Origin of the sequence: Microbacterium sp. Yaish 1, from assembly GCF_002245215.1 — a bacterium.
Taxonomy (GTDB): domain Bacteria; phylum Actinomycetota; class Actinomycetes; order Actinomycetales; family Microbacteriaceae; genus Microbacterium.
Map to the genome: position 1 here is coordinate 423,268 of NZ_NPMR01000001.1, position 23,211 is coordinate 446,478.

30 protein-coding genes and 1 riboswitch are annotated in these 23,211 nt (G+C 70.4%); of the genes, 16 read left to right on the top strand and 14 right to left on the bottom strand.

Annotated elements, in window-relative coordinates:
* The first annotated feature begins 131 nt into the window (after positions 1–131).
* Positions 132–734: a TetR/AcrR family transcriptional regulator gene (locus CI089_RS02130; protein WP_094260053.1), complete on the top strand. Its 603-nt coding sequence runs from the start codon at positions 132–134 to the stop codon at positions 732–734.
* A gap of 17 nt (positions 735–751) precedes the next feature.
* Here CI089_RS02130 and CI089_RS02135 read toward each other — a convergent pair whose 3' ends face one another.
* Positions 752–1,906, bottom strand: a complete 1,155-nt coding sequence (locus tag CI089_RS02135) for a hypothetical protein (RefSeq protein ID WP_094261197.1) — start codon at positions 1,904–1,906, stop codon at positions 752–754.
* A 108-nt stretch (positions 1,907–2,014) separates the two neighbouring features.
* Between CI089_RS02135 and CI089_RS02140 the strand changes: the two genes are divergently transcribed.
* Positions 2,015–3,091 (top strand): peptidoglycan DD-metalloendopeptidase family protein, encoded by a 1,077-nt coding sequence (locus tag CI089_RS02140; RefSeq protein ID WP_094260054.1) that lies wholly within the window; start codon positions 2,015–2,017, stop codon positions 3,089–3,091.
* A gap of 15 nt (positions 3,092–3,106) precedes the next feature.
* A complete protein-coding gene (locus CI089_RS02145) occupies positions 3,107–3,622 on the top strand; it encodes a hypothetical protein (RefSeq protein ID WP_094260055.1) in 516 nt (171 codons plus the stop codon).
* Positions 3,623–3,675: 53 nt separating this feature from the next.
* On the opposite strand, the gene CI089_RS02150 is transcribed toward CI089_RS02145, so the two are convergent.
* Genes CI089_RS02150 through CI089_RS02160 form a run of 3 tightly spaced genes read right to left on the bottom strand, consistent with a single transcriptional unit; the run spans position 3,676 to position 4,664 of the window.
* Positions 3,676–3,888 carry a hypothetical protein gene (locus tag CI089_RS02150; RefSeq protein ID WP_094260056.1) on the bottom strand — a complete coding sequence of 71 codons (213 nt, stop codon included), beginning with the start codon at positions 3,886–3,888 and terminating at the stop codon, positions 3,676–3,678.
* 42 nt (positions 3,889–3,930) lie between these two features.
* The gene (locus CI089_RS02155) at positions 3,931–4,281 is read right to left on the bottom strand and encodes a hypothetical protein (RefSeq protein WP_094260057.1); all 351 of its coding nucleotides are present in this window, start codon (positions 4,279–4,281) and stop codon (positions 3,931–3,933) included.
* The gene (locus tag CI089_RS02160) at positions 4,278–4,664 is read right to left on the bottom strand and encodes a DUF7882 family protein (protein WP_256977380.1); all 387 of its coding nucleotides are present in this window, start codon (positions 4,662–4,664) and stop codon (positions 4,278–4,280) included. Before CI089_RS02160 ends, CI089_RS02155 begins: the two co-directional genes overlap by 4 nt.
* A 119-nt stretch (positions 4,665–4,783) precedes the next feature.
* Here CI089_RS02160 and CI089_RS02165 point away from each other — a divergent pair, with 119 nt between their 5' ends.
* Together CI089_RS02165 and CI089_RS02170 are read left to right on the top strand one after the other, a co-directional pair.
* Positions 4,784–5,296 carry a MarR family winged helix-turn-helix transcriptional regulator gene (locus CI089_RS02165; protein ID WP_094260058.1) on the top strand — a complete coding sequence of 171 codons (513 nt, stop codon included), beginning with the start codon at positions 4,784–4,786 and terminating at the stop codon, positions 5,294–5,296.
* Between the two features lie 182 nt (positions 5,297–5,478).
* Positions 5,479–6,315: an alpha/beta fold hydrolase gene (locus tag CI089_RS02170; protein WP_094260059.1), complete on the top strand. Its 837-nt coding sequence runs from the start codon at positions 5,479–5,481 to the stop codon at positions 6,313–6,315.
* 72 nt (positions 6,316–6,387) lie between these two features.
* On the opposite strand, the gene CI089_RS02175 is transcribed toward CI089_RS02170, so the two are convergent.
* Both CI089_RS02175 and CI089_RS02180 read right to left on the bottom strand, forming a co-directional pair.
* Complete coding sequence (locus CI089_RS02175) at positions 6,388–6,870, bottom strand: pyridoxamine 5'-phosphate oxidase family protein (RefSeq protein WP_023955273.1); 483 nt, start codon at positions 6,868–6,870, stop codon at positions 6,388–6,390.
* Positions 6,871–6,983: 113 nt separating this feature from the next.
* Positions 6,984–7,175: a hypothetical protein gene (locus CI089_RS02180; RefSeq protein WP_094260060.1), complete on the bottom strand. Its 192-nt coding sequence runs from the start codon at positions 7,173–7,175 to the stop codon at positions 6,984–6,986.
* Between the two features lie 159 nt (positions 7,176–7,334).
* Here CI089_RS02180 and CI089_RS02185 point away from each other — a divergent pair, with 159 nt between their 5' ends.
* A complete protein-coding gene (locus CI089_RS02185) occupies positions 7,335–7,514 on the top strand; it encodes a hypothetical protein (RefSeq protein WP_023955275.1) in 180 nt (59 codons plus the stop codon).
* On the opposite strand, the gene CI089_RS02190 is transcribed toward CI089_RS02185, so the two are convergent.
* The 5 genes from CI089_RS02190 to CI089_RS02210 form a co-directional block, all read right to left on the bottom strand.
* A complete protein-coding gene (locus CI089_RS02190; protein WP_094260061.1) occupies positions 7,446–7,859 on the bottom strand; it encodes a DMT family transporter in 414 nt (137 codons plus the stop codon). The genes CI089_RS02185 and CI089_RS02190 overlap by 69 nt on opposite strands.
* Position 7,860: 1 nt before the next feature.
* Entirely contained in the window at positions 7,861–8,175 is a 315-nt protein-coding gene (locus CI089_RS02195; protein ID WP_094260062.1) for a DMT family transporter, read from the bottom strand.
* Positions 8,176–8,185: 10 nt separating this feature from the next.
* Positions 8,186–8,250, bottom strand: a riboswitch (guanidine-III (ykkC-III) riboswitch).
* Positions 8,251–8,268: 18 nt separating this feature from the next.
* A complete protein-coding gene (locus CI089_RS02200; protein ID WP_094260063.1) occupies positions 8,269–9,126 on the bottom strand; it encodes a CPBP family intramembrane glutamic endopeptidase in 858 nt (285 codons plus the stop codon).
* Between the two features lie 16 nt (positions 9,127–9,142).
* Positions 9,143–9,892, bottom strand: coding sequence for a tRNA (guanosine(46)-N7)-methyltransferase TrmB (trmB, locus tag CI089_RS02205; protein WP_179223205.1), 750 nt, complete (start codon positions 9,890–9,892; stop codon positions 9,143–9,145).
* 47 nt (positions 9,893–9,939) lie between these two features.
* Positions 9,940–10,773: a DUF3097 domain-containing protein gene (locus CI089_RS02210; protein ID WP_094260064.1), complete on the bottom strand. Its 834-nt coding sequence runs from the start codon at positions 10,771–10,773 to the stop codon at positions 9,940–9,942.
* Between the two features lie 180 nt (positions 10,774–10,953).
* Between CI089_RS02210 and CI089_RS02215 the strand changes: the two genes are divergently transcribed.
* The 4 genes from CI089_RS02215 to CI089_RS02230 all read left to right on the top strand — a co-directional run bounded on the left by CI089_RS02215 (position 10,954) and on the right by CI089_RS02230 (position 15,148).
* Positions 10,954–12,978 carry a TPM domain-containing protein gene (locus CI089_RS02215; protein ID WP_094260065.1) on the top strand — a complete coding sequence of 675 codons (2,025 nt, stop codon included), beginning with the start codon at positions 10,954–10,956 and terminating at the stop codon, positions 12,976–12,978.
* Positions 12,979–13,018: 40 nt separating this feature from the next.
* Positions 13,019–13,753, top strand: a complete 735-nt coding sequence (locus CI089_RS02220; protein WP_023955282.1) for a PspA/IM30 family protein — start codon at positions 13,019–13,021, stop codon at positions 13,751–13,753.
* A gap of 85 nt (positions 13,754–13,838) precedes the next feature.
* Positions 13,839–14,687, top strand: coding sequence for an arginase family protein (locus CI089_RS02225; RefSeq protein ID WP_094260066.1), 849 nt, complete (start codon positions 13,839–13,841; stop codon positions 14,685–14,687).
* Positions 14,688–14,698: 11 nt separating this feature from the next.
* On the top strand, positions 14,699–15,148 hold the full coding sequence (locus CI089_RS02230) for a Fe-S oxidoreductase (RefSeq protein WP_094261199.1): 450 nt from the start codon (positions 14,699–14,701) through the stop codon (positions 15,146–15,148).
* Positions 15,149–15,154: 6 nt separating this feature from the next.
* On the opposite strand, the gene CI089_RS02235 is transcribed toward CI089_RS02230, so the two are convergent.
* From CI089_RS02235 to CI089_RS02245, 3 genes are all read right to left on the bottom strand, one after another.
* A complete protein-coding gene (locus CI089_RS02235; RefSeq protein ID WP_094260067.1) occupies positions 15,155–15,616 on the bottom strand; it encodes an SIP domain-containing protein in 462 nt (153 codons plus the stop codon).
* 73 nt (positions 15,617–15,689) lie between these two features.
* Entirely contained in the window at positions 15,690–16,412 is a 723-nt protein-coding gene (locus tag CI089_RS02240; protein ID WP_094260068.1) for a tyrosine-protein phosphatase, read from the bottom strand.
* On the bottom strand, positions 16,409–16,885 hold the full coding sequence (locus CI089_RS02245) for a carboxymuconolactone decarboxylase family protein (protein ID WP_094260069.1): 477 nt from the start codon (positions 16,883–16,885) through the stop codon (positions 16,409–16,411). Before CI089_RS02245 ends, CI089_RS02240 begins: the two co-directional genes overlap by 4 nt.
* A 64-nt stretch (positions 16,886–16,949) precedes the next feature.
* On the opposite strand from CI089_RS02245, the gene CI089_RS02250 reads away from it, so the two are divergent.
* The 6 genes from CI089_RS02250 (at position 16,950) to CI089_RS02275 (ending at position 23,194) form a co-directional block, all read left to right on the top strand.
* Positions 16,950–17,888 (top strand): alpha/beta fold hydrolase, encoded by a 939-nt coding sequence (locus CI089_RS02250; RefSeq protein WP_094260070.1) that lies wholly within the window; start codon positions 16,950–16,952, stop codon positions 17,886–17,888.
* Between the two features lie 384 nt (positions 17,889–18,272).
* Positions 18,273–19,784 carry an ABC transporter substrate-binding protein gene (locus CI089_RS02255; RefSeq protein ID WP_094260071.1) on the top strand — a complete coding sequence of 504 codons (1,512 nt, stop codon included), beginning with the start codon at positions 18,273–18,275 and terminating at the stop codon, positions 19,782–19,784.
* Positions 19,781–20,731 (top strand): ABC transporter permease, encoded by a 951-nt coding sequence (locus CI089_RS02260; protein WP_094260072.1) that lies wholly within the window; start codon positions 19,781–19,783, stop codon positions 20,729–20,731. The genes CI089_RS02255 and CI089_RS02260 overlap by 4 nt, the downstream gene beginning before the upstream one ends.
* Positions 20,728–21,609 carry an ABC transporter permease gene (locus CI089_RS02265; protein ID WP_094260073.1) on the top strand — a complete coding sequence of 294 codons (882 nt, stop codon included), beginning with the start codon at positions 20,728–20,730 and terminating at the stop codon, positions 21,607–21,609. Before CI089_RS02260 ends, CI089_RS02265 begins: the two co-directional genes overlap by 4 nt.
* The gene (locus CI089_RS02270; protein WP_094260074.1) at positions 21,606–22,388 is read left to right on the top strand and encodes an ABC transporter ATP-binding protein; all 783 of its coding nucleotides are present in this window, start codon (positions 21,606–21,608) and stop codon (positions 22,386–22,388) included. Before CI089_RS02265 ends, CI089_RS02270 begins: the two co-directional genes overlap by 4 nt.
* The gene (locus CI089_RS02275) at positions 22,385–23,194 is read left to right on the top strand and encodes an ABC transporter ATP-binding protein (protein ID WP_094260075.1); all 810 of its coding nucleotides are present in this window, start codon (positions 22,385–22,387) and stop codon (positions 23,192–23,194) included. The genes CI089_RS02270 and CI089_RS02275 overlap by 4 nt, the downstream gene beginning before the upstream one ends.
* Positions 23,195–23,211 lie beyond the last annotated feature (17 nt).

Consider the following 23,211-nt stretch of genomic DNA (forward strand, 5'->3'; position numbering starts at 1 on the left):
AGGATAGCGGGCCGTCGGCGACCCCGGGCCGAGGCCGGGGCTCGGTAGGAGAGGTACCGGAACCCGCGTCGACGATCCGCACCACGAAGGACCCTGGGCGTACGCGAAGACGCCGCAGCTACAGTGACGGCATGTCCGGGAAAAGGGTCGGTCGTCCACGTGTCGAGGACATCACCGAGGATCTTCTCCGGGAAGGCGAGCGGGTCCTCGCCGAGGAAGGCTTCTCCGCTCTCACTGTCGACGGCCTCGTGAGTCGGGCCGGGTCGACGCGCCCCACCTTCTACCGGCGGTTCCGCAGCGCAGCCCACCTCGCCGTCATCGTGCTGGCTCGCCGATTCGGGCCCGGGCAGGTACCCGATACCGGCTCTCTCTCCGGCGACCTGCGCGCGGTGCAGGAGGAGGGCATCGCAGTGCTTTCAGACCCGGTCGCCCGTAACAGCCTGGTCGACCTCGTGGGGGTCTCGAGGACGGACGAAGACCTCTCGGCGCTGCTCGACGCGGAGTTCATCCAGCCGCGCCGCGCGCGCCTCAAGCGCGTCATACACGCCGCCGTCGCGCGACGAGAGATCGAGCCGCCCGACGTGGATGCCGAGCAGGTCTACGACCTGCTGATGGGGCCTCTCATCACACGGATGTTCCTACCGCCTCACGCCCTACCCGACGACGCGCTCGTCGAGAGCAGCCTTCGTTCCGCGCTGACTCGGCTCGGGGCGGACGGCTCAGCCCACCCGTGAGGAGCGCGGGCCGCAGGTCAGTCGCGGCTGAGCCCGCTGCCGTCAGCCGACATCCGGAAGGACGCGCTCTCGTAGTCGTTCTCGAGTGAGAAGTTGATCTCGACAAGTCCCGACTTCTCGCCGGATGACACCGCTTCGGCGCCGCCCCACGTTCGCCCGACCGTCGCCCCCGCCTCGCCGACCGGGAGCCCGCTCTGTGCGGCGGCATCCTCCATGGCCGGAAGGATGCCTGCAAGATCGACGTCCTCCCACGAGAAGGCCTCGGCGGCCGACTTCGGCTGGATCGACGCCGCGCCGGAATGCTCGACCTGACCGCCGCGGTACATCCACCTGTCGGTATGCGTGGTGTCCGGGGTCACGGGTGCCTCGACGATGACGAAATCCGGGGTGACGTAGATCGAGCTCACGCGATCGTGGCCGATCTCGCGTTCGAGAGCGGCCTGGGCCTGCGCGAGCGGTCCGGGCTGGCGCAGGTCGACGTGCGCTCTGCCGTCGAGCACCGCCTCGACGGTCTGCGCGACGGCCTCGCGGTAGGGCGCGACGACAGCGACGGCCACCGCGGCGGCGACAGCCGCGAACACGAAAAGGCGCAGCGGCCGGCCGCGTCGCCCCACGCCGATCAGGGGCCCCTTGCGGCGCCCGCCGGTGATCCGGGTGTGGCTCGCGATGGGAACGAACCGAACCGACGAACGATCGGGGACCGCGAGGTTGCCGACCTCAGCCGGTGAGAGCTCGCCATCGACGAATGCGACCTCGGGCCCGCCATCGAGGAGGATGGCGACCTGACGCTGGATTCCTGGCTGGAACGCGGGAAGCTCCGTCAGGGCGACGACGGTGCGCAGGGTGGTCGCATACGCCTCCCCCTGAATCGGGCGCACGGTCAGGTCGATCTCGCACAACGGCTGATCGTTGATCTGGGTTCCGGTCTGCCGGATCGCATCGACGCGCGCGAGGCCGAGCCGGCGAGAGTCGAGGGCACGACGGAGGTCGTCCTTCGACACTGCAACTCCCCCGGCCATCGACCGGCCGATGAGGATGAACGTCCCGCTGATGATCGCGACCGGGAGCGCGATACTCATGATCGCCCAGCCGGCATCCGGCGGTCCCACGTACTCGACCACCGCGCCCCCGAGGAGCGCGCCGACAGCTGCGAAGAAGACCAAGCGGAGCACCATCCGACCCTATCGGCGTGGTCTTTCGCGCCGCGAAACGTCCCGGCCACCGAAAGCCGCGAGAGAACGACCCTCGGCAGGATCCCGACATCCTGTTAGGTTCTTCACGTGTCGACGGACGAGAACGAGACCCCGCGAGCGCTCAGCCGCCGCACGGTGCTGCTCGGATCCGTCGCTGCGGGCTCGCTCGTGCTTGCCTCTGCGGCGCCCGCCCGAGCCTTGACCTACACCGTGAAGACGCCTGCCGAGCATGCCGCGCTTCCGATCGTCTGGGGGTATCCCTTCGCCAGCCGCGCGACGCGCGGATCGGGCGTCGACGGCTACCCCGGGCAGACGTACAGCGGTCACATCGGCGCCGACTACTACGTGACCCCCCGCATCGGAACCACGATCCTCGCTGTCGCCGACGGCACCGTGACCGCTGTCGGTGACGACGGCGACGTGAGCCGCGGCGTGTTCGTGGTCGTCCAACATGCTGCAGGTGTGCGTTCGGAGTACCTGCACATGGAACGCGGCAGCCCCATGGTGAGCGTGGGTCAGCGGGTCTTTCGATGGACTCCGCTCGGGCGAACCGGCAACACGGGCGACGTGCGACCGCGCACGGAGGCCAACGCTCACCTCCACCTGGCGATCTTCTCGGGCCCCCACCGCACCGGTACGGTCTGGAACCCCGCGTGGCTCATCGAGGGAGCGCCGCTTCCGGTCACCTCGCCCACAGCGGCGACTCCCGTCTACCGCTTCTGGAGCGCCCGCTACCAGGGACACTTCTACACGGCGAGCTCGGCCGAGCGCGACGGCATCGCAGCGCGCTGGCCCGACATCTGGTCGTACGAAGGAACCGCCTACCGGGCGTTCACGAGTCAGGTCGCCGGCACCGTACCGCTCTTCCGTTTCTGGAGCGCCCAGTACAACGGCCACTTCTATACGACGGATGCCGGTGAGCGCGATGCGGTCATGGCTCGTTGGCCGGATATCTGGTCGTATGAAGGAACGGCCTTCTTCGTGTATCCAGCCGGTTCGTCCGTACCCGATACCGTGACCGTCGCACGGTTCTGGAGTCCGTCCGCGCGGCATCACTTCTACACCGCGAGCGCCGAGGAACGTGACGGTGTGATCGCACGCTGGCCCGACGTCTGGCAGTACGAGGGAGACAGCTTCCGCGTTCCTGCGAGCGTCGAGAACTGAGACCGAGGAGAACCCATGACCGGCATCGACCTTCGGCGTCGCATCGCTGTGCCCGCCGTCCTCGCGTTCTCGCTCCTCGCCGCGGGCTGCGCCACCCCGGGCATCGGAGGTGCGGCAGGATCGACACCCTCGCCGATCGCGAGCGAGACCCCGTCACCGACGACCACGCCGGAACCGTCCGCGACACCGGCTCCGACGACGCCGCCGGCCTCATCGGAGCCGACACCGTCCGTATCGACATCCGATCTGCTCGACGCATGCCTCGTCGCGGTCAGGGACGGCAACGCACCAGCGTCCGAGCAACTCGATCGTTCCACGATCGAGAGCGGGAATGCGCGGTCCGCGCTCCGCCCGGACGGCCTCTGGTACGTCGTCGTCCCCGTCGTCGATCCCACGGTCGATGCACCGCTCGAATACGCGTGCCTGCTGAACGCCGACATGACCGTCGATGCGAGCTGGGGTCGAATCGCCCCGGACGCCGATGACTTCGATCAGTGGTCCACGGCTACGGAGCCTGCTGACGGCCTATGACGCTGTGACGCGCGAAAGGCCCGGAGTACCTGTCTCCGGGCCTTTCGCACACGTCAGGAAGACTTCTCGTCCTCTTCCGGCTCGAAGGTCGACGCGGTCCCGGTGTGCCCGGCGGCGACACCGTCCGGGTTGCTCGGGATGGTGCCGTCCTTGCCGAGCCCGTCCGGCTCCCGCGTGCCCTCGCTATCGGTGTCGGTCGTCGAGACTTCGACATCGGGACCCTCGTAGGCGTTCTCATCGGTCTCACGACGGGTGTCGTCGCTCATGTCGTCCTCCTTCTCTTCGTCGACGGCTTCTGCCGTCCGGTCTCAGATGAACGGGGCGAGCGCTCCCGCTGTCAGAGCGAGCGCGCCGGCCAACGCGCCGGATGCGGTGGCAGCCGTGCGCAGGTTGCGACGCGCGCGGGACTTCCGCGCGCGATTGCCCGGCGCCTCCGTCGTCAGGAGTGAGCGCTGCGCCTCCCTGAGCGTCGTGTAGCGTCCGATCGGAGTGGCCTGACCGTCGAGAGCGATGTAGTGCCCGTCGGGAGAGGTGTCGACCGAACCGACGAACTCGCCGTCGGTCGAGGCGACGTAGAAGCCGGGTGCGACCGTCGACCAGGTGATGGTCCGGGCACTCAGGATGCGGGTCGCTGCAGGGGCGTGCTCGAGAAGGCTCATGCTGCGGTCGCCAGTTCGCCCGGAACGGGTGCGGCGTCGCCGCCTGTCGGCTGAACGGGCGCGACCGGAAGCGCACGAGCGATGTCGAAGTCGGCGAAGTCGACGACGAGGCCGGTCGAAGAGGTCGCCGCGCGTGCCATCTCGGTCAGGAGCGCGGAGTCGAGCTTCTCCATCTCCGCCCCGCTGAAGACGAAGCGGAGCGGGATCGCGGGCTGCAGCCAGATGGTCTGACGTCCCGCGGCGATGTCGGCGCCGTGACGCCAGGTCAGCGTGAAGCTCTCGGAGCGACGGAGCTTCGTCGCGGTCAGCACCTTGAGGTGCGCGAGCAGGCGGTCCGGGATCTCGATCGACTCGGTCGCGTTGCCGTAGAACAGCTGGCCCATTGTTGCTCCTCACAGATGCTGGATGACTTGTTCGGAACGCTACTAGGCGGGCAAGTATCTCGTCAAGTTAGATATCTGGTAAGTTAAAACTCACCAACCATGACCGCGGAGGTGTGCAGATGAGCGGCTTCTTCTACGACGACGACCGTCAGCGCGCGACCAGCGCGCTCGAAGCGCTGCGCCTGTACCAGGCAGCCGAGGCGGCGATGCGACGCCGCACGCGTGAGTCGATGTCGATGGGCGAGAACGAGCTGCTGGTCATCCGGCAGCTCCTGCGTGCGCAGTCGCGCAACGTTCCCGTGAAGCCGGGAGATGTCGCCAAGTACCTCGGCATATCGTCGGCCAGCACCACGAGCCTGCTCGACCGCCTGGAATCAGCGGGATACCTCCGTCGCGTGCCGCATCCGAGCGATCGCCGCAGCGTCTATCTGGAACCGACGGAACGCGCCGACGACGAGGTGCGCTCCACGCTGTCGGCCATGCACGACCGCATGCATCAGGTGGCCGACGAGACCACGCCCGAGGCGACCGCGGCCGTGATCGACTTCCTCTCGCGCATGCAGGACGCGGTCGACTCCGTCGAGCCGGCCCCCAGCCTCCAGCGCCAGCGCGGAGCAGCGTCGACCGGCTGATCCTTCAGCGTCGGCGCGGCTGGCAGGCCAGCTCGATCACCCAGAGGTTTCCCAGACCGGCGATGTTGCGCTGATCGAGCAGGGGGTCTCGAGCCCCGCGATCCGCCCCGCCGGCGCCTAGCCTCGGCTCCGTGAACCGTCAACTGCTCGAAAAACGCTTCGGATGCGATGACGATGTCGTCATGACTGAGATCACTGCACACAAGGGCCTCTTCAACGACATCGAGCTGCATGTCGACGACACCGGCGGATCGGGTCGCCCGGTCGTGCTGATCCACGGCTGGCCGCTGTCGGCGGAGTCGTGGTCCGAGCAGATTCCCGCGCTCACCGCCGCCGGGTACCGCGTCGTCGCCTACGACCGCCGCGGCTTCGGACGCAGCGACAAGCCTCGCTCGGGCTACGACTACAACACGTTCGCTCAGGACCTGGCATCCGTCCTCGACACCCTCGACCTGCGCGACGTGACCCTGGTCGGCTTCTCGATGGGAGGCGGCGAGGTCGCCCGCTACATTGCGAACCACGGTCAGGATCGGTTGCGGAGCGTCGTGTTCGCCGCCGCGGTGCCGCCGTACCTCGCGCAGACGACCGACAACCCCGAGGGTCCGCTGACGCAGGAGGCCGCCGACGAGATGGAGAACGGCCTCCGCGCGGATGAAGCGACCTTCTACGACAGCTTCACGACCGGCTTCTTCTCCGTTGACGGCGAGCTCAAGGTGACGGAGGAGCAGCGCCAGGAGGCCCTCGCGCTCGCACGCCAGGCCGACCACCACGCGGCGCTGAAGTCGATGGAGGCGTGGGCGACGACCGACTTCCGCCGCGATCTGGCCGCGGTGACCGTCCCCGCGCTGATCATCCACGGTGACGGCGACGGCACCGTGCCCTTCGAAGGCTCGGGCAAGCGGACCCACGAGCAGCTTCCGGGCAGCGAGCTGGCGCTCATCGAAGACGCACCTCATGGCCTCAACGTGAGCCACGCCCGCGAGTTCAACGACGCTCTGCTCGCCTTCCTCGCGAAGTAGGGCTGCTACGCACGACGATGGGCCGTCCCGCAGCAGCGGCGACGGCCCATCGTGGCGTAGAGACCCGAAGACTCAGAGGTCCAGCTTCTCGTTGCGGCCCTCGTAGGTCTCACCGGTGATCTTCGACTTGATCAGGCCGATGGCGGTCGCGATGCGTCCGCCGGCACTGCTCCAGTACTCCCCCGAGATCGCGTCGACCCGCAGCAGCGTGATGCGGGGGTCGTCCGGGCCGTCGGGGAACCAGGCCTCGAGAGTGCTCGACCAGTAGTGTTCGAGGCGAGCGCGGTCGTCGACGATGGTCGCCTCACCGGCGAGCGAGACCCACGCGTCGTCCTTGCTGAGGGCGACGCCGACGGCGGGCCGCGAGGCCACGTGCGTCGCGACGGACGATCCGCGGTCGACGACGAACCAGAGGTCCCCGTCGAACTCGGCCTCCTGCACCGTCAGCGGGCGCGCCGTGAGCTTCCCCGATTCGTCGACCGTCGTCACCATGGCGAACCGGAACTCGGGCAGCAGCTCCGCCAGGATCGCGCGGGGGTCTTCGTTGTCACTCATCGTTTCTCCTTCGATCTGGCGTGGTCGTCATCCGTGGGTCCAGGCTCGCACCGGGACCAGCCGTCGGTCGCCGTCTTGACAGCCGACTGGATGCGCGACAGTCGCGCGACCCCTCAACCGCCCGAGGGGTTGTCGAGCGGCTGACCGTCGCCATCGGTGGTCATGTCGACCTCCCCGCCGTCGCCCTCCGGCGCTGGCTCATCGGGCGCCGCACTCGGGGCACCCGGAAAAGCCGATGCCCCGCCGGTAGCGGTGCCGGTCTCGATGTCGTCGCCGGGGATGTCGGGACGCTCTCCGTCGCTCATGTGTTCGTCCTCTCGTCGTTGCGTGACCGCGACGCTACGCACCGAGCCGGCGCGGACCGAGGGTATTGACACGCGGGAGGCACGGATCATCCCGCAGGGGGATGCTTCTCAGCCGATCGACCGACGCGTCGCAGGGCCACCGCTTCGTAGCGTCGAATCGTGACCGCCGCTCCTCTTTCTCCCCTCGACCGCATCCACCTCGCCGCCGGGCGCGGTCGCGCCCTGGTCGGCTCGATCCTGGGCAACATCGCCATCCTTGGCATCATCGCCCTAGCCGCGCTCGTGGTGCCGATCGCCGCCGCTCTCGTCTTCGGTCCCGCGCTCCTCGCTCGCCTGTGACACCCGCGCCGCAGTCGTGGGCGTGGCCGGAACGAGCTTGAGGCCCATGACAGCGACGACGATGCCCGCGATGAAGACCACCTTGCCCGGCGCGAACGACTCAGCGCCCGTCGCGATCGACCAGGTCACCGTCAGCGCCGCACCCACCCCGACCCACACCGCATAGGCCGTACCGATCGGGATTCGCTTCATAGCGCGTCCGAGCCCGAGCATGCTGAGCAGCAGACCGACGGCGAACACGACACTCGGCGCGGGTTGGCGCAGCCCGTCCGATTCGCCCAGGGCCGTGGCCCAGACAGCCTCGCAGACGGCGCTCGCGAGCAGGATGATCCAGGCCCGCGCCACGTCAGCTCACCGCCTTGAGGCCGATGACGCAGGCCACCAGCAGCGCGAGCAGGAGGATGCGCGCGACGGAGGCGCGCTCGCGTCGCGTGATCATGGCCCACGCGACCGTGAGCGTCGCGCCGACGCCCACCCACACGGCGTAGGCGGTGCCGGTCGGCAGCTCTGTCATCGCGAACGCGAGACCCGCCATGCTCCCGGCGAGCGCGAGGGCGAACAGCACAGCTGGTCGTTTCCGCCGGAACCCCTCGGATGCCGCGAGCGCGGCGGCCCACACCGCCTCGAGGACGCCGGATGCGATCAGGATCACCCATGCCATGACAGACCTGTCCGAGTCAGTCTTGTCCGATGCGGGTACTGCTCCCTCGTCCGCGGGCCCGGTCGGGGCCCCGTCTTCCAGCGTAGTCGCAGGTCATGGCGCGGGGACGAGGAACAGGGCGTCCAGAAGCCCCGGATTGTGCGCGTGGACGAGGACGCCGAAGACGACAGCGTCGAAGAGCAGATGCACCGTCACGACGTAGGTGAGTGACCGCGTGCGCAGAAAGATGTAGCCCTGCAGGAGCGCGAAGGGGATCGTCAGCACCGGACCCCAGGCACGGTACCCGAGCTCCCAGAGGAAGGACACGAACACGATCGTCTGCAGGACGTTGGCCGACACGTCTGCGAAGTGCCGCCGCAACAGCGCAAAGCAGGTGCAGATGAAGAACAGCTCGTCCCAGATGCCCACGGCCCCCACGCCGACGAAGAGGCGTGCGATGAGGTCGGGGGTGTCGACGACCGGCCAGTTCGTGTAGACGCCCGAGGTGATGAAGTAGAAGGGCAGGATGAGCCACCCGAGCACGAGCACGGCGGCGAGCCAGACCCACTGGAACGTTGTCCAGCGGCCCCCGCCGCGCCAGGGGAAGCGGATGGCGTGATCGCGGTAGACGAAGCGAGACACGAGGTACGGCAGCAGCACCGCACCGCCCAGCGCGAGGGCGAAACGCAGCATCGCGAGGTTGTCGAGCTCGGCCTTCAGATCGATCAGGCTCACGACGACGAGACCGAGTGCGATGAGCGACAGATCGCGCGCCAGCGAGGGCCGCGTGTCCTCGCCCACCCGCCATCGATCGACGCCGAGGGCAGCGATGAGGCCGAGCGCGAGCAGCGTCCAGCCGAGCCAGGGCTGCAGCAGCACGAAGAACGCCGGCGCGGCGAGGCACACCAGCAGAGCGGGCACGGTGCTCGCCGAGACGATGGGTCGGGCGGCGAGGCCCGGATGCGTCTTCACGGCGTCCGCCCTTCCGTCAGGCCGCGTCGGTGCGGCGGTAGGCGAGGTCGCGGATGTCGCGTCCCTTGGCGATGCCCTTGCGTTCGAAGGCCGTCATCACCCGACCCTCGAACCGCGGCGCCCAATCACCCTCGAAATCGGGCACGAAGCCCGCGGCATCCCCCATCACCTCGCGCATCTGACGCGCGTAGTCCTCCCAGTCGGTCGCCAGACGCAGCACGCCGCCGGGTTTGATCACTCGCGCCGCCAACGGCGTGAAATCGGGCGAGATGAGGCGCCGCTTCGTGTGACGCGTCTTGTGCCAGGGGTCGGAGAAGAAGATCCAGAGCTCGTCGACCGATGCGGCGGGCAGCAGGTGTTCGAGCACCTCCGGGGCGTTGGCCTCGACGAGCCGCAGGTTGCGCACGCCCGCCCGATCGGCGTCGAGCATGGTTCGGGCGAGCCCGGCGCGGAAGACCTCGACGGCGAGAAAGTCCGTCTCCGGCGCGGCTTGCGCCGCCGCGACGATGGCATGTCCCTGCCCGGAGCCGATCTCCACGACGAGCGGCGCGCTGCGGCCGAACAGCGCGGCGGGGTCCACCTCCGAGCCCGGCCGGACGCTCAGAACGGCCTGATCGCGTTCGACGGGGATGTTGTAGAAGTCGCCGAGCTGGTTCCAGGCTCGCTCTTGTCCGTCACTCATCCGCCCGCTGCGACGCGCGAACGACACGGGCCGCTCACGGTAGCGGGGTTCGTCACCGGTGTCGGGCACGTCGGTCTGCGGCATGGGTCCAGGGTATCGAGCGGTCGGAGCGCCGTGAGCCGCGCGTTCGGTCAGGCCGTGACGAAGTCGATGAGCTCCTCGACGCGGCCCAGCAGCGCAGGATCGAGGTCGCGGTACGTGCGAACAGATCCGAGGATCCGCTGCCACGCGTGCGCGATGTCTGCCTGGTCCTCGGCGGGCCAGCCGAGGGCTCGGCAGACGCCGGTCTTCCACTCGATTCCGCGCGGCACCTGCGGCCACGCGCGGATGCCGACGGCCTCGGGACGGACGCACTGCCAGACATCGATGTGAGGGTGCCCGACGATCTTGAGATGAGCGCCGTGCGGACCGCGCAGGATCTGCTCCGCGATGCGGGTCTCCTTCGAGCCCGGGACCAGATGGTCGACGAGCACTCCGTAGCGACGCTCAGCGGACGGCGGCTCGTCTCGGAGAAGGTCCGCCAGCAGGTCGATCCCCTGCAGGTACTCGACCACGACGCCCTCGACGCGGAGGTCGGCACCCCACACCTTCTCGACGAGCTCGGCGTCGTGTCGTCCCTCGACCAGGATGCGCGACGCCCGTGCGACGCGCGCCCGCTGCTGCGGCGCCACGAATGAGCCCGAGGCGGTCCGCAGCCGCCCGGCCGGCTGCGCGGCCTTCGGCGCCACGAGCTTGACCGGATCGCCGTCGACGAGGAAGCCGCCCCCGAGCGGGAACAGTCGCACCTTTCCGAGGCGGTCCTCGAGCTCGACGTTTCCGCCGCGGACGGCCACGACGGCACCGCAGTAGCCGTCCGCCGCGACCTCGACGACGAGATCGGGATCGGCGGGCACCTCGGGCACGACCTTGCGTCCGGCATCGCGCCAGCCCGCCGCGAGAACATCCGTCCCGTACCTGTCGTCCATGCTTCCTCCCGCCTCGGGCCTCACCAGCCGCGGGCCAGCGTAACCGCGGCCGTTCGCGTCGCCGGGTATCCGCGCCGCGATTCCGCTGCCCGCCGATTCACAGTCCCGGCATAGGCTCGGACGCGACGCCCTCAATAGAGTGGAGACGAGGCCGGTCCTCCGACCTCGGAAGGGGAACGGATGCGCGTGCTCCGAGCGGTGACGCTCTCGATCGTGGCGAGCCTGATGTTCGTCGTGGGCGGCTCCGCCGCGGCCTGGGCGACCGACCCGGTCGACCTCAGTTCGGGACGCGTCGTCGATCAGGCCGATGCGCTCTCCTCGGGCGAGGAGCGTGCCGTCACCGAGAGGCTCACCGCGCTGAGCTCCGAAGCCGGCGTCGATCTGTGGGTCGTCTACGTCGACGCGTTCACCAGCCCGTCCGACGCCGAAGGCTGGGCCAACGCGGTCGCCGAACGCGGCGGCCTCGGCGTGAACCAGTACGTGCTGGCGATCGCGACCGAGCAGCGCAACTTCTACCTGTCGGGCGACACCAACGGCCCGGTCGACGGCGACACGCTCGGCACGATCGAGACCCGCGACATCCTTCCGGAGCTCCGTGCAGAGGATTGGGGCGGCGCGGCGTTCGCCGCGGCCGGAGGACTCGCGGCGGCGGTCGGCGGATCCGGCGGCGCGTCGGACGGCTCGGGCATCTCGGGCCTGACGATCGTCCTCGGGATCCTCGCCGTGGGCGCCGTGATCGCCGTCATCGTCGTGTTCGTCCGCCGCCGACGCAGCGGGGCCGGCCCCGCCTCCGTCCGTGGCGCAGCGGCCGAGCCGATCGAGCAGCTCGCCCGGCGCTCCGCCAGCGCGCTCGTGGCAGCCGACGACGCTATCCGGACGAGCGAGCAGGAGCTCGGATTCGCGACTGCGCAGTTCGGCGACGACGCAGCCGCTGCGTTCGCCGAGACGCTGGCTCAGGCGCGACGCGACCTCGATGAGGCGTTCTCGCTGCAGCAGCGCCTGGACGATGACCAGCCCGACACCGAGGCCGACGTCCGCGCCATCCACACCCGGATCCTCGAGCTGTGCGCGCACGCCGACTCCGAGCTGGATGCGCGTGCCGACGAGTTCGACCGTCTGCGCGACCTCGAGCAGAACGCTCCCGAGGCGCTCGTGCGCATCCAGCAGGACCGGGTGTCCGCCGGTGACGGCCTCACCGCGGCGATCACCTCTCTCGAGCGGCTGCGGTCCGCCTATGCCCCCGAAGAGCTCGCGACGATCGGCGACAACCACGATCAGGCGCGCAGCCGACTGGCCTACGCGGATGACCAGCTCGCGGCGGCTCAACGATCGATCGCAGCAGGCGACGGCGCCAGCGCAGCCGTCTCGCTGCGCGCAGCCGAGGGAGCCGTCGCTCAAGCCGCCCAGTTGGAGGCCTCGGTCGAGAAGGTCGCCGCCGACCTGGCGACCGCCGAGCGCGACGCCGCCGCGCTCATCACCGAGCTGGAGCAGGATGTCGCCGCCGCCGTCGGTGTCCCCGATCCCGACGGCGCACTCGCCGCGGTCGCTTCCGCCACCCGTCAGCAGATCGACGCCGCGCGCGCTCAGCTGACCGGCGAGCACCGCCGCCCGCAGGCGGCACAGTCCGCGCTCCTGGGTGCGAACTCCGCCATCGATGCCGCCCTCGCCGGCGCCCGGGATGCCGCTCAGCGCGCCGCCCGCGCACGACAGACGCTCGAACAGCAGCTGCAGCAGGCCCGCGCCCAGGTCTCCGCCGCGGAGGACTACATCGGCACGAGGCGCGGCGCTGTCGGAGCGACAGCGCGGACGCGGATCGCGGAAGCACGGGCGTCGCTCGATCGCGCGGAGGCGACCGCGCAGATCGAACCGGAACGCGCCCTGGCAGATGCCTCACGTGCGACGCAGCTGAGCGGCCTCGCGATCGACGCCGCCCGCACCGATGTCGGCGGGTTCGCGTCGGCCTCCCCCGGCTCGAACTCCAGCGGCATGATGGGTGCCATGATCGGCGGCATGGTGCTGAACTCGCTCCTCGGCGGAGGGTCGTCCGGGCGCCGCTCGTCGGGCTTCGGGGGCAGCGGCTTCGGCGGCGGCCTGGGCGGGTTCGGCGGATCGCGCGGCGGCTTCGGCGGCGGTTCCCGTGGCCGCAGCGGCGGCGGCGGGTTCGGTGGCGGCGGCCGCTCTCGCCGCGGCGGCGGCCGCTTCTGACGACTTTCCCTCTTCCAGACCACCCACGAAAGGAACCCCGATGGCAAAGCAGTCCATCTTCGGTCGCATCTCGACGCTCGTGAAGGCGAACATCAACGCCCTCCTCGACCAGGCCGAGGACCCGCAGAAGATGCTCGACCAGCTCGTGCGGGACTACACCAACTCGATCGCCGACGCCGAGTCTGCGATCGCCGAGACGATCGGCAACCTGCGCCTCCTCGAGCGCGACCACCAGGAAGACGTCCAGGCCGCGGCCGAGTGGGGCAACAAGGCCCTCGCGGCCAGCCGCAAGGCCGACGAGCTGCGCGCCGTGGGTAACACCGCTGACGCCGACAAGTTCGACAACCTGGCGAAGGTCGCGCTGCAGCGGCAGATCAGCGAGGAGAACGAGGCTCGCGCCATCGCGCCGACGATCGCGACCCAGACAGAGGTCGTCGAGAAGCTCAAGGACGGCCTCAACGGCATGAAGGTCAAGCTCGACCAGCTGCGCGCGAAGCGCTCCGAGCTGCTCGCGCGCGCCAAGACCGCCGAGGCGCAGAACCGCGTCCACGACGCCGTCAAGTCGATCGACGTGCTCGACCCCACGAGCGAGCTCGGACGCTTCGAAGACAAGGTGCGCCGCCAGGAGGCGCTCGCCGCCGGCAAGCAGGAGCTCGCCGCCTCGAGCCTCGACGCGCAGTTCGAGAGCCTCGAGGACGTCGGCCAGCTCACCGAGGTCGAGGCGCGGCTCGCCGCGCTGAAGACGGGCGGGGCCGCGGGCGCCATCGAGCGCTGAGCCCCCGGCACCGGCGTCCGGGCCGGCTCTGCCGCCCGGATGCCGGTGCTCGACCCGCCGACAACGCCCGACGAAGGACGAAGGAATGACCCGATTCATCGTGGTCCCGCAATGGCAGGGCTCGCCCTCGACACGGTCGATGACCCTCATCGACGGCGCTGAGGCGATCGCGGGCGATCTCCCCCGCAGCGCGACCGTCCGGGTCGATGTGCCTGTCGAGGCCGGCGAGGCGCTCGGCAGCGGCATCCGGCGCTTCAGCTCGCTCCAGCGCACCCGCGAGCTGATCACGGCCGCCCTCGCGGAGGCCGACGACGTCGTGGCCGGCTCGAGCGGCGCGGGGCAGAGCGGGCACGCGGTGGTCGTCGGCGGCGACTGCGGGGTAGCCGTGCCGGCGATCGCGCACGCGGCCTCGCTGCATCCCGACATGGCCGTCGTCTGGTTCGACGCGCACGCCGACCTCCACACCCCCGAGTCGTCGCCGTCGGGGGCCTTCGGAGGCATGGCCCTGCGCGCGGTGTTCGACGCGACCCCGTTGTCACCGGATGCCGCGGTGCCCGCCGATCGCATCGTGCTGGCGGGTGCCCGCGAGTTCGACGATGCGGAGACCGACGTGGTGCGGGCCGCGGGTCTGACGCATCTCGGCGTCGACGAGCTGGCCGATCCGGCCCGCCTGGCCGAGGCGGTGGCGGCGACAGGCGCGGGATCGGTGTACGTCCACGTCGACCTCGACGTCCTCGACCCCGCGGCGATCACGGGGGTGAGCGCGGCCGTGCCGTTCGGGCTCGACATCCCGACGCTCACGAACGCGATCGGCGTGCTGCGCGGGCGACTCCCGCTCGTCGGCGCATCCGTCTCGGGGTTCGCCCCGCCGCACCCCGAAGCCGTCGTGGACGACATGGGTTCCGTGCTCCGGGTCGTCGGAGCCCTGGCGTGAGCGGCGTCCGCATGCCACCCGCCGGATGGCGGCAGCGAGCCGACGCGGCGGTCGCGCGTGGCGAGGCGCTGGATCGACTCATCCCCCGGATGCTGCTCGACTCCCCTTTCAGCGAGTTCGGCGCCCGCATCGGCACCGCTTTCGGATTCGCCTGGGGAACGCTGTGGTCGACCGGCCGCGTCGAGCGCCGCCACGGACTGTGGGTTTTCCGCGGGATGCCGGGCTGGACATTCGGCCGCGGCGGCGTCTGCGTCGGATCGTGCTTCCTCACCGGCGACCGCGAGCCGAGCGAACGGATCCTCACGCACGAGGCCGTGCACGCGCGGCAGTGGCGGCGTTACGGGCTGCTCATGCCGCTGCTCTACCTGATCGCAGGACGCGATCCCCTGCGCAACCGATTCGAGATCGACGCGGGGCTCGCTGACGGCAACTACATCCCGCGGCGCGCCGAGACCCGCTGACGCGCCTCAGCGGGCGGTCGCGAGGCCGAAGCGTTCGGGCGTGTGGATCGACGCGGCGGACATTCCGCAGCGCGCGGTGAGGTGATCGACGATGTCGACCGTGCCGAGGAACCCACCCAGCAAGTGCACACGAGTCGCCTTCGCGGCATCCGTGCACAGCATCTCGTCGGCCCACGCGGCGACGGCTCGGGAGAGCGCCTCGCCCGACCCGCAGCCGCGGCCCGAACCCGGAGCGCCGGTTCGGCGGGAACGGTCGAGCCAGGTCACGACCATGCGCGCCGGCGCCGACACGGTGCCGATCCACGCGGCGTCGGGCACCTCGATGAAGACCCGCCCGGTCGAGCACAGCGGCAGCGTTGCGAGAAGCGCCTCGAGCTCGGCGAGCGAGTGCTCGTCGGCCGTCACCAGGTGCTGCACCCGGACGTGCTTCGAGGCGCGACAGGCGGCGGCGCTGTGGAGCTGGGTCATGATGACTCCACTATACCCGCGGTGTAGGCATGCCTTACCTATGTAGCCGAAACCGGACGGCTTCCCCGCGATCTCACATCAGGATGATGCGGCGCAGCTCGGCGAGCTCGTCGTCGGCGAGTCCGTGCGACCGGAGGTAGTCGGCCGGGGAACCGAATCGCTCGCGCAGGTCGTTCAGGAGCCCGCGCATCACCGGCGCCGGCGAGCGCGTGGCCAGATCGACCAGCTGCGGAGCATCGGGATGGTGCGCGCGGAGATACGCGAGGATGGGCGCATTCCGCTCGGCCGGCAGCAACGTCTCCGTGCGCGCGTAGTCGTCGACGACGGCATCCTCGTCCACTCCGGCCGCCGCCAGGATCATCGCGATCGTCACACCGGTGCGGTCCTTGCCGATCGTGCAGTGCACGAGCACCGGCTGATCGGCGATGACCCCGCGGACGACCTCGAGCACGCGCGGAGCCGAATCGTCGACGAGCGAGCGATACATCGACTCGAGCGACATGTCGGCGCGGAACAGCGAGGCGACCGACCCCAGGAACAGCGGCACCCGCTGGGTCGCGATGGGGAGATCGCCGAGAACCGTGGGCTCGGAACGCACCTCGTCGTCGTCGCGGAGGTCGATGATGCGACGCAGCCCGAGCTCGCCGAGAGCGCGGCGCCCGGCGTCATCGACGCGGAAGAGGTTGCCCGACCGATAGAGCACGCCCGACCGGGTCGAGGTGCTTCCAGCTCGCAGCCCCCCGGTGTCGCGGAAGTTGAGCGCTCCCGGCACCGACAGCGACGCCGCGCCCGTCATCGGTCGGAACGCGGGAGCGGCGGCACGGGGTACCGACCCGCGATCGTCAGGCGGTTGAACGCGTTGATCGAGATGAACAACCAGCTCAGAGCGACGTACTCCGCCTCCGAGAACACCCCGCCGACGCGGTCGTAGAGCTCATCCGACACACCCTCGTCGGCGATGTGCACGTATGCTTCGGCCAGCTCGAGCGCCGTGCGCTCGCGCTCGTCGAAGACCCCCGACTCGCGCCAGGTCGCGAGCTGGGCGATCTCGTCGGCCGTCACACCGGCGGCCACCGCCCGGCCCACATGCACGCGAACGCAGTACGCGCAGCCGTTGAGCTGCGAGCTGTGGACGAGGGCGAGCTCCTTCAGACGCTCGTCGATGCCGGCATCCTGGGCGATGGTCCCCACCGTGCGGGCGAAGGCGTCGAGCGCGTCGTACGCCGGACGCGCCGCCTTGGCGAGGTGGATGCGCCGCTCGGGGTTCATGCGTCAACCCTACCCACGGCGCTCCTGCTCCGCGCCAGAATGGAGCCCGTCCCCGATGCGAAGGATGACCGTGCACGAAGACACGTTCGACGAGTTCTCGTTCCTGCCCGTCCAGGCTGCCGAAGCCGGTGTGCCGGCGCCCGTGGCGGAGCGGATGTTCACCTTCGCCCCCGACGGGCGCCCGGTCAGCGCGCTGCGACTCGGCGACGGCGACCCCGAGGTCACCCTGTTGCACGGCGCCGGCCTGAATGCCCACACCTGGGACCGCACGGTGCTCGCGCTCGGTCGGCCGGCGCTGGCGTTCGACCTTCCTGGCCACGGCGACTCCGGGTGGCGCGACGACGCGGATTACACGGGCCGGACCCTCGCGGACGACATCGCGCCCGCGATCGCGCAGTGGACGCAGAAGCCGCAGGTCGTCGTCGGTCAGTCGCTCGGAGGTCTGACAGCCGCAGCGCTCGCTGCGACGCATCCCGAGCTGGTCCGCGCCCTCGTGATCGTCGACATCGCGCCGGGCCTCGACCCCGCCGGAGCGGCGTCGCAGATCCGGCGGTTCTTCGCCGGGCCGACCAGCTGGGCTTCCCGCGCCGAGATGGTCGAGCGCGCGCTGTCCTTCGGTCTCGGTGGTGACCGCGCGGCGGCCGAGCGCGGCGTCTACCTCAACTCGCGCGTGCGCGACGACGGACGGGTGGAGTGGAAGCACCATTTCGCCCGCATCGCCAATGCGCTCGCGGCCGACCCGGGCGCCGCGGCCGCGGCATCCGATCGCCAGGATGCGCTTGCTCCGGCCCTCGCAGCATCGGGCTGGGACGACTTCGCCGCCGTGACGGTGCCCGTCACGCTCGTGCGCGGCACGCGGGGATATCTGACCGACGCCGACGTCGACCGGTTCGGCGAGCGCCTCCCCGAGGCGCGCATCGTGACGGTGGACTCCGGCCACAACGTGCAAGAGGAGCTGCCGACCGAGCTCGCCCGCATCATCCGCGACGCCGTCACCACCTGACTCCCCCGCAAGCCGGTTTCCGGCCACCCGCCCTCTCGCCGAGCGCCGTGCCGCCAGCAGGCTGAGCCGCGTGAGCCGTCCACCGTCGTGCTGAACGAGCTGCTCAGCCTGTCGACGGGACACCGCGGAGGCCCGAGCCCCTGCCCGGGCGCCGTGCCGCCGACAGGCTCAACCGACCCGGGGCCGAGTCACGCGCCCCGCAGACCCCGCTCAGCCTGCGCACGGCCCGCTCTCGATGAAATAGCGGGACGCCGTGCGACGCTAGAGGTCGGTGAATGCGTCTCGCGGTCGCGGCGGACCCTAGGCTGTATGCCGCACTGAGTTCGCGGACGCGCATCGGACAGCAACGATGCCACCGCCCTTGCGAAAGGAACCCTCCTCCACATGCTCCGCCGCACCACCGTGACCGCCGCCGCGCTGCTGGCCGCAGGCTCCCTCCTCCTCGCCGGCTGCACCGGGTCGACCGATCCCGGGCCGTCCGCCACCATGGGCGCCCCCGACCCGAACGCGAGCGTGAACATCCGCCTGGTGCTCGAGCCCTCGAACCTCGACATCCGGCAGACCGCGGGCATCTCGCTCGATCAGACACTCATCGACAACGTCTACCAGGGCCTCGTCTCCCGCACCGCGGAGGGCGAGATCGTCGATGCCCTCGCCAGCGCACACGAGGTCTCCGCCGACGGCTTGACCTACACGTTCACGCTGCGCGAGGGGGTCACCTTCCACGACGGCCAGCCCCTCATGCCTCAGGACGTCGTCTCGTCGCTGACCACCCGGCAGGCCACCGCGGAGTGGGCGGACAGCGAACGGCTCGCCAACGTCACATCGATCACCGCCGACGGGCAGAAGATCGTGCTGACGCTGTCGCAGCCCGACTCGTCGCTGCTGTGGAACCTGACGGGGCGCGCGGGCATCATCCTCAAAGAGGGCGACACCGTCGACTACAACACCGCCGCCAACGGCACCGGCCCCTTCCGTCTGGCGAACTGGCGCCAGGGCGCCAGCCTGACGCTCGAGCGGAACGAGGCGTACTGGGGGGATGCGGCTCAGGTAGCCGACGTGACGTTCGACTTCATCCCCGACAACCAGGCGGCCATCAACGCCGCTCTCGCCGGCGAGATCGACGTCGTCGTCGGCTTCGACGCGAACCTCGCCGATCAGGTCGAGGGCGGCGGCGACTTCGTCGTCGAGACGGGCAGCGCGACCGACAAGAGCGTGCTCGCGATGAATTCCACGTCGGGCCCGCTCGCCGACGTCCGGGTGCGCGAGGCGATCCGAACCGCCATCGACCACGACGCGATCGTCGAGGCCGTCGGTGCCGGGCAGACGCTCTATGGTCCGATTCCCGAGGCCGACCCCGGATACGAGGACCTCTCGGATGTCGTCTCCTACGACCCCGAGGCCGCCCGGGCGCTGCTCAGCGAGGCCGGCGTCAGCGACCTCGCACTGACCCTGACGATTCCGTCGGCGTACGGCACGACGCTGCCGCAGATCCTGGTCTCGAACCTCAACGACGTCGGGATCGACCTCAAGGTGAACCCCGTCGACTTCGGCACCTGGCTCAGCGACGTGTACACGAACAAGGACTACGAGCTCAGCGTCGTCAATCACGCCGAGCCGCGCGACTTCGAGAACTGGGCCAACCCCGACTACTACTTCACGTACGACAACGCCGAGGTGCAGGACCTCTACGCGCAGTCGCTGCTCGCCACGGACGAGCAGTCCGCCGACGAGCTCCTGAAGAAGGCCGCGCGGATCGTGTCGGAGGACCACGCCGCCGATTGGCTCTACAACTGGGCTTCGGTGGTCGCGGTCGCCACGAACGTCTCGGGCATGCCCGTCGACAACGTGAACGCCCGCATCAACCTCGCCGAGATCGCCAAGAGCGACGGGTGATCCGCTACGCGCTGACGCGACTGGCCCTGCTGTTGCTGGGCCTGGTCGTCGCCAGCGTGCTGATCTTCGTGACGCTGCGGGTCCTCCCCGGCGACGTCGCGCAGCAGATCGCGGGAACCACCTCGACACCGGAGCAGGTCGCCGCGCTGCGTGAACGACTCGGCCTCGACGTGCCGCTGCCGACGCAGTATCTCGAGTGGATGGCGGGGCTGATCCGCGGCGACCTCGGAACGTCGCTGGTGACCGGCTCGCCCGTCGCGGCAGAGCTCGCCGCCAAGGCCCAGGTCACCGTTCCCCTGGGGCTGATGTCGATGCTCGTGGCTCTGGTCATCGCACTCCCGTTCGGCGTCATCGCGGCGATTCGTCGCGGTCGCGCCGACGGCACCGCGCTCTCGTTCGGCGCTCAGGCGGTCGCGGCTGTTCCGGTGGTCTGGGCGGGCATGATGCTCGTCGTCGTGTTCGCGGTCTGGCTCGGCTGGCTGCCCGCGCAGGGCTTCCCCCGCGACGGCTGGCGCGACCCGGCCCGCGCGCTCGCGGCCCTCGTCCTGCCGGCGGTGACGATCGGCGTCGTCGAGGGCGCGATGCTGATGCGATTCGTCCGGAGCGCGACCCTGTCGGCGATGGGGCAGGACTTCGTCCGCACGGCGGCCGCGAAGGGCCTCACTCGGCGAGCGGCGCTGCTCCGACACGGTCTCCCGACGGTCGGCCTGTCGATCATCAGCGTCCTCGGCCTGCAGGTCGCGGGCATCGTCGTGGGTGCGGTCGTGATCGAGCAGCTGTTCACGCTCCCGGGCATCGGTCGCATGCTCGTGGCGGACGTCGGCCTGCGCGATCTGCCCAAGGTGCAGGGCGAGCTCCTGGCGCTCACGGCCGTCGTGCTCGTCGTGGGGTTCGTCGTCGACCTCGTGCATCGCGGTCTGGATCCGAGACAGCGGGAGGCCTCATGAACGAGCGGATGCCGTGGCTGCGGCGACTGTGGTCGCTGCCGGCCGGACGTTTCGGCCTCATCGTCGTCGTCGGCATCGGGCTCGTGGCCGCGGTCTCGCTGGTGTGGACCCCGTTCGACCCGCAACGGGTGGACATCCCGGCTCGGTGGAGCCCGCCGGGCTGGCCGCATCTGCTGGGTACCGACGCATCGGGTCGCGACATCCTCTCGCTGTTGATCGCGGGGGCGCGCACGACGGTCCTCGTCGCCGCCGGTGCGGGCATCGTCGCCACCCTCATCGGGATCGCGCTCGCCTGCCTGGGGGCGCTGACGGGGCGCTGGACGCGCGAAGTGGTCGCGGTGCTCGTCGACATCCTGATCGCCTTCCCGGTGCTGCTGATCGCGATGATGATCTCGGCGGTGTGGGGCGGCTCGCTGTGGGTCGTCGTGATCTCCGTCGGCATCGGCTTCGGCGTCAACATCGCCCGAGTCACGCGGCCGGAGCTTCGCCGCACGCTGCACAGCGACTTCGTGCTCGCCGCACGCGCGAGCGGGCTGACGCCGTCGCAGATCGCGGTGCGCCATCTGCTCCCCAACGTCGCGCCGGTCTTCATCGTGCAGCTGTCCTGGGGCATGGCCGTCGCTGTGCTGGCCGAGGCGGGCCTGAGCTATCTCGGGTTCGGCGCGCCGCCGACACAGCCGTCGTGGGGGCTGCTGCTGAGCGAGCTGCAGAACTACCTGACGGCGCATCCGCTGAGCGTCGTGTGGCCGGGTCTCGCGATCACGATCACCGTTCTGGGACTCAATCTCCTCGGCGACGGTCTGCGTGAGGCGACCGACCCGACGCTCGCCCGGCGGCGCTCCCCCGCCGCATCTCACACGCCGGCGGTGGTCGCATGAGCCTTGAGGTCGAGGGCCTGTCGATCGTGCTCGATGGCCGCCGCGTGGTCGACGACGTATCGTTCCGCGTGGCCGACGGCGCCCGCGTGGGGCTCATCGGAGAGTCGGGGTCGGGAAAGTCGCTGACCGCTCTCGCCGTCCTCGGGCTGCTTCCCGACGGCGCCGAGGTCGACGGCAGCATCCGATGGAACGGCAGGGAGCTGCTCGGACTTCCCGATCGCGAGCTGGCAGCCCTCCGCGGGGAGGAGATCGGCATCGTCTTCCAGGAGCCCCAGACCGCCCTCAACCCCCTGCGGACGGTCGGGCGGCAGATCGCGGAGCCGCTGCGCATCCACGGCCGGGTCGGTCGCCGCGACGCCCTCTCGCGCGCCCAGGCCGACGCGGATCGGGTACGGCTGCCCGAGGGCGCTCTGCGCCGCTACCCCCATCAGCTCTCGGGCGGTCAGCGTCAGCGGGTCGCGATCGCCATGGCGCTGGCTGCCCGGCCGCGCCTGCTGATCGCGGACGAGCCGACGACGGCCCTCGACGTGACGATCCAGGCCGAGATCCTGGCGCTCCTGGGCGAGCTGGTCGACGACGACGGGATGTCGCTGCTGTTCATCACCCACGACCTGGCCGTGCTGTCGCAGGTCGCGACGGAGGCCGTCGTGCTCGAACGCGGTCGCGTCGTCGAGACGGGCGCGGTCGCCGACCTGCTCACCGCTCCGCGGTCGGAGGTCACCCGCGGCCTGCTGCGCGATGCGACGGCCACGGTGTGGCGGCCGGAGGGAGAGGCATGACCGGTGAGGCGCTGATCTCTGCGCGCGGCCTGAGCAAGCGCTATCGGGTGCGCGCCGCCGGACCGGGCGCGCCACGGCGCGAGACCGTCGCGCTCGACGACGTCGACGTCGACGTCCGCTCGGGCTCCGCTCTCGGGATCATCGGCGAGTCCGGATCCGGCAAGTCGACCCTCGTGCGGCTCCTCCTGGGACTCGACACCCCCTCGTCGGGAACGATCATGATCGACGGGCGTCCCGTCGACGCCCGTGCGTCGGCTCGCAGCCTGCACTGGCTCCGCCGCCGCACCGGCATCGTCTTCCAGGACCCCTACGCTTCGCTCGATCCCCGGATGAGCGTGGGCCGCATCGTCGGCGAGCCGCTCTGGGCGCTCGACATCCCGGGTGACCGTCGCGCGCGCGTCCGCGAGGTGCTGTCGGATGTCGGACTGGATGCCGACGCGGCCGAGCGCTACCCGCACGAGTTCTCGGGCGGCCAGCGCCAGCGCATCGCCCTCGCGCGCGCGATCGCGCACCGCCCCGAGATCCTGGTCGGCGACGAACCGCTCTCGGCTCTCGACGTGACGGTGCGCGCGCAGATCCTCGACGTCCTGCGCCGCTTGCGGGCGGAGCAGGGGATGACGCTGCTGCTGGTGTCGCACGACATCGGCGTGGTTCAGAACCTCTGCGACGACGTCGTCGTGATGACCGAGGGGCGCATCGTCGAGGAGGGGCCGACCGAGAAGGTGCTGCTCCAGCCCCAGGCCGCCTACACGCGGCGCCTGCTCGCCTCGGTGCCCGTGATCGACCCGCATCGCACGCAGGGCTAGAGGTCGCACCGTCGCGC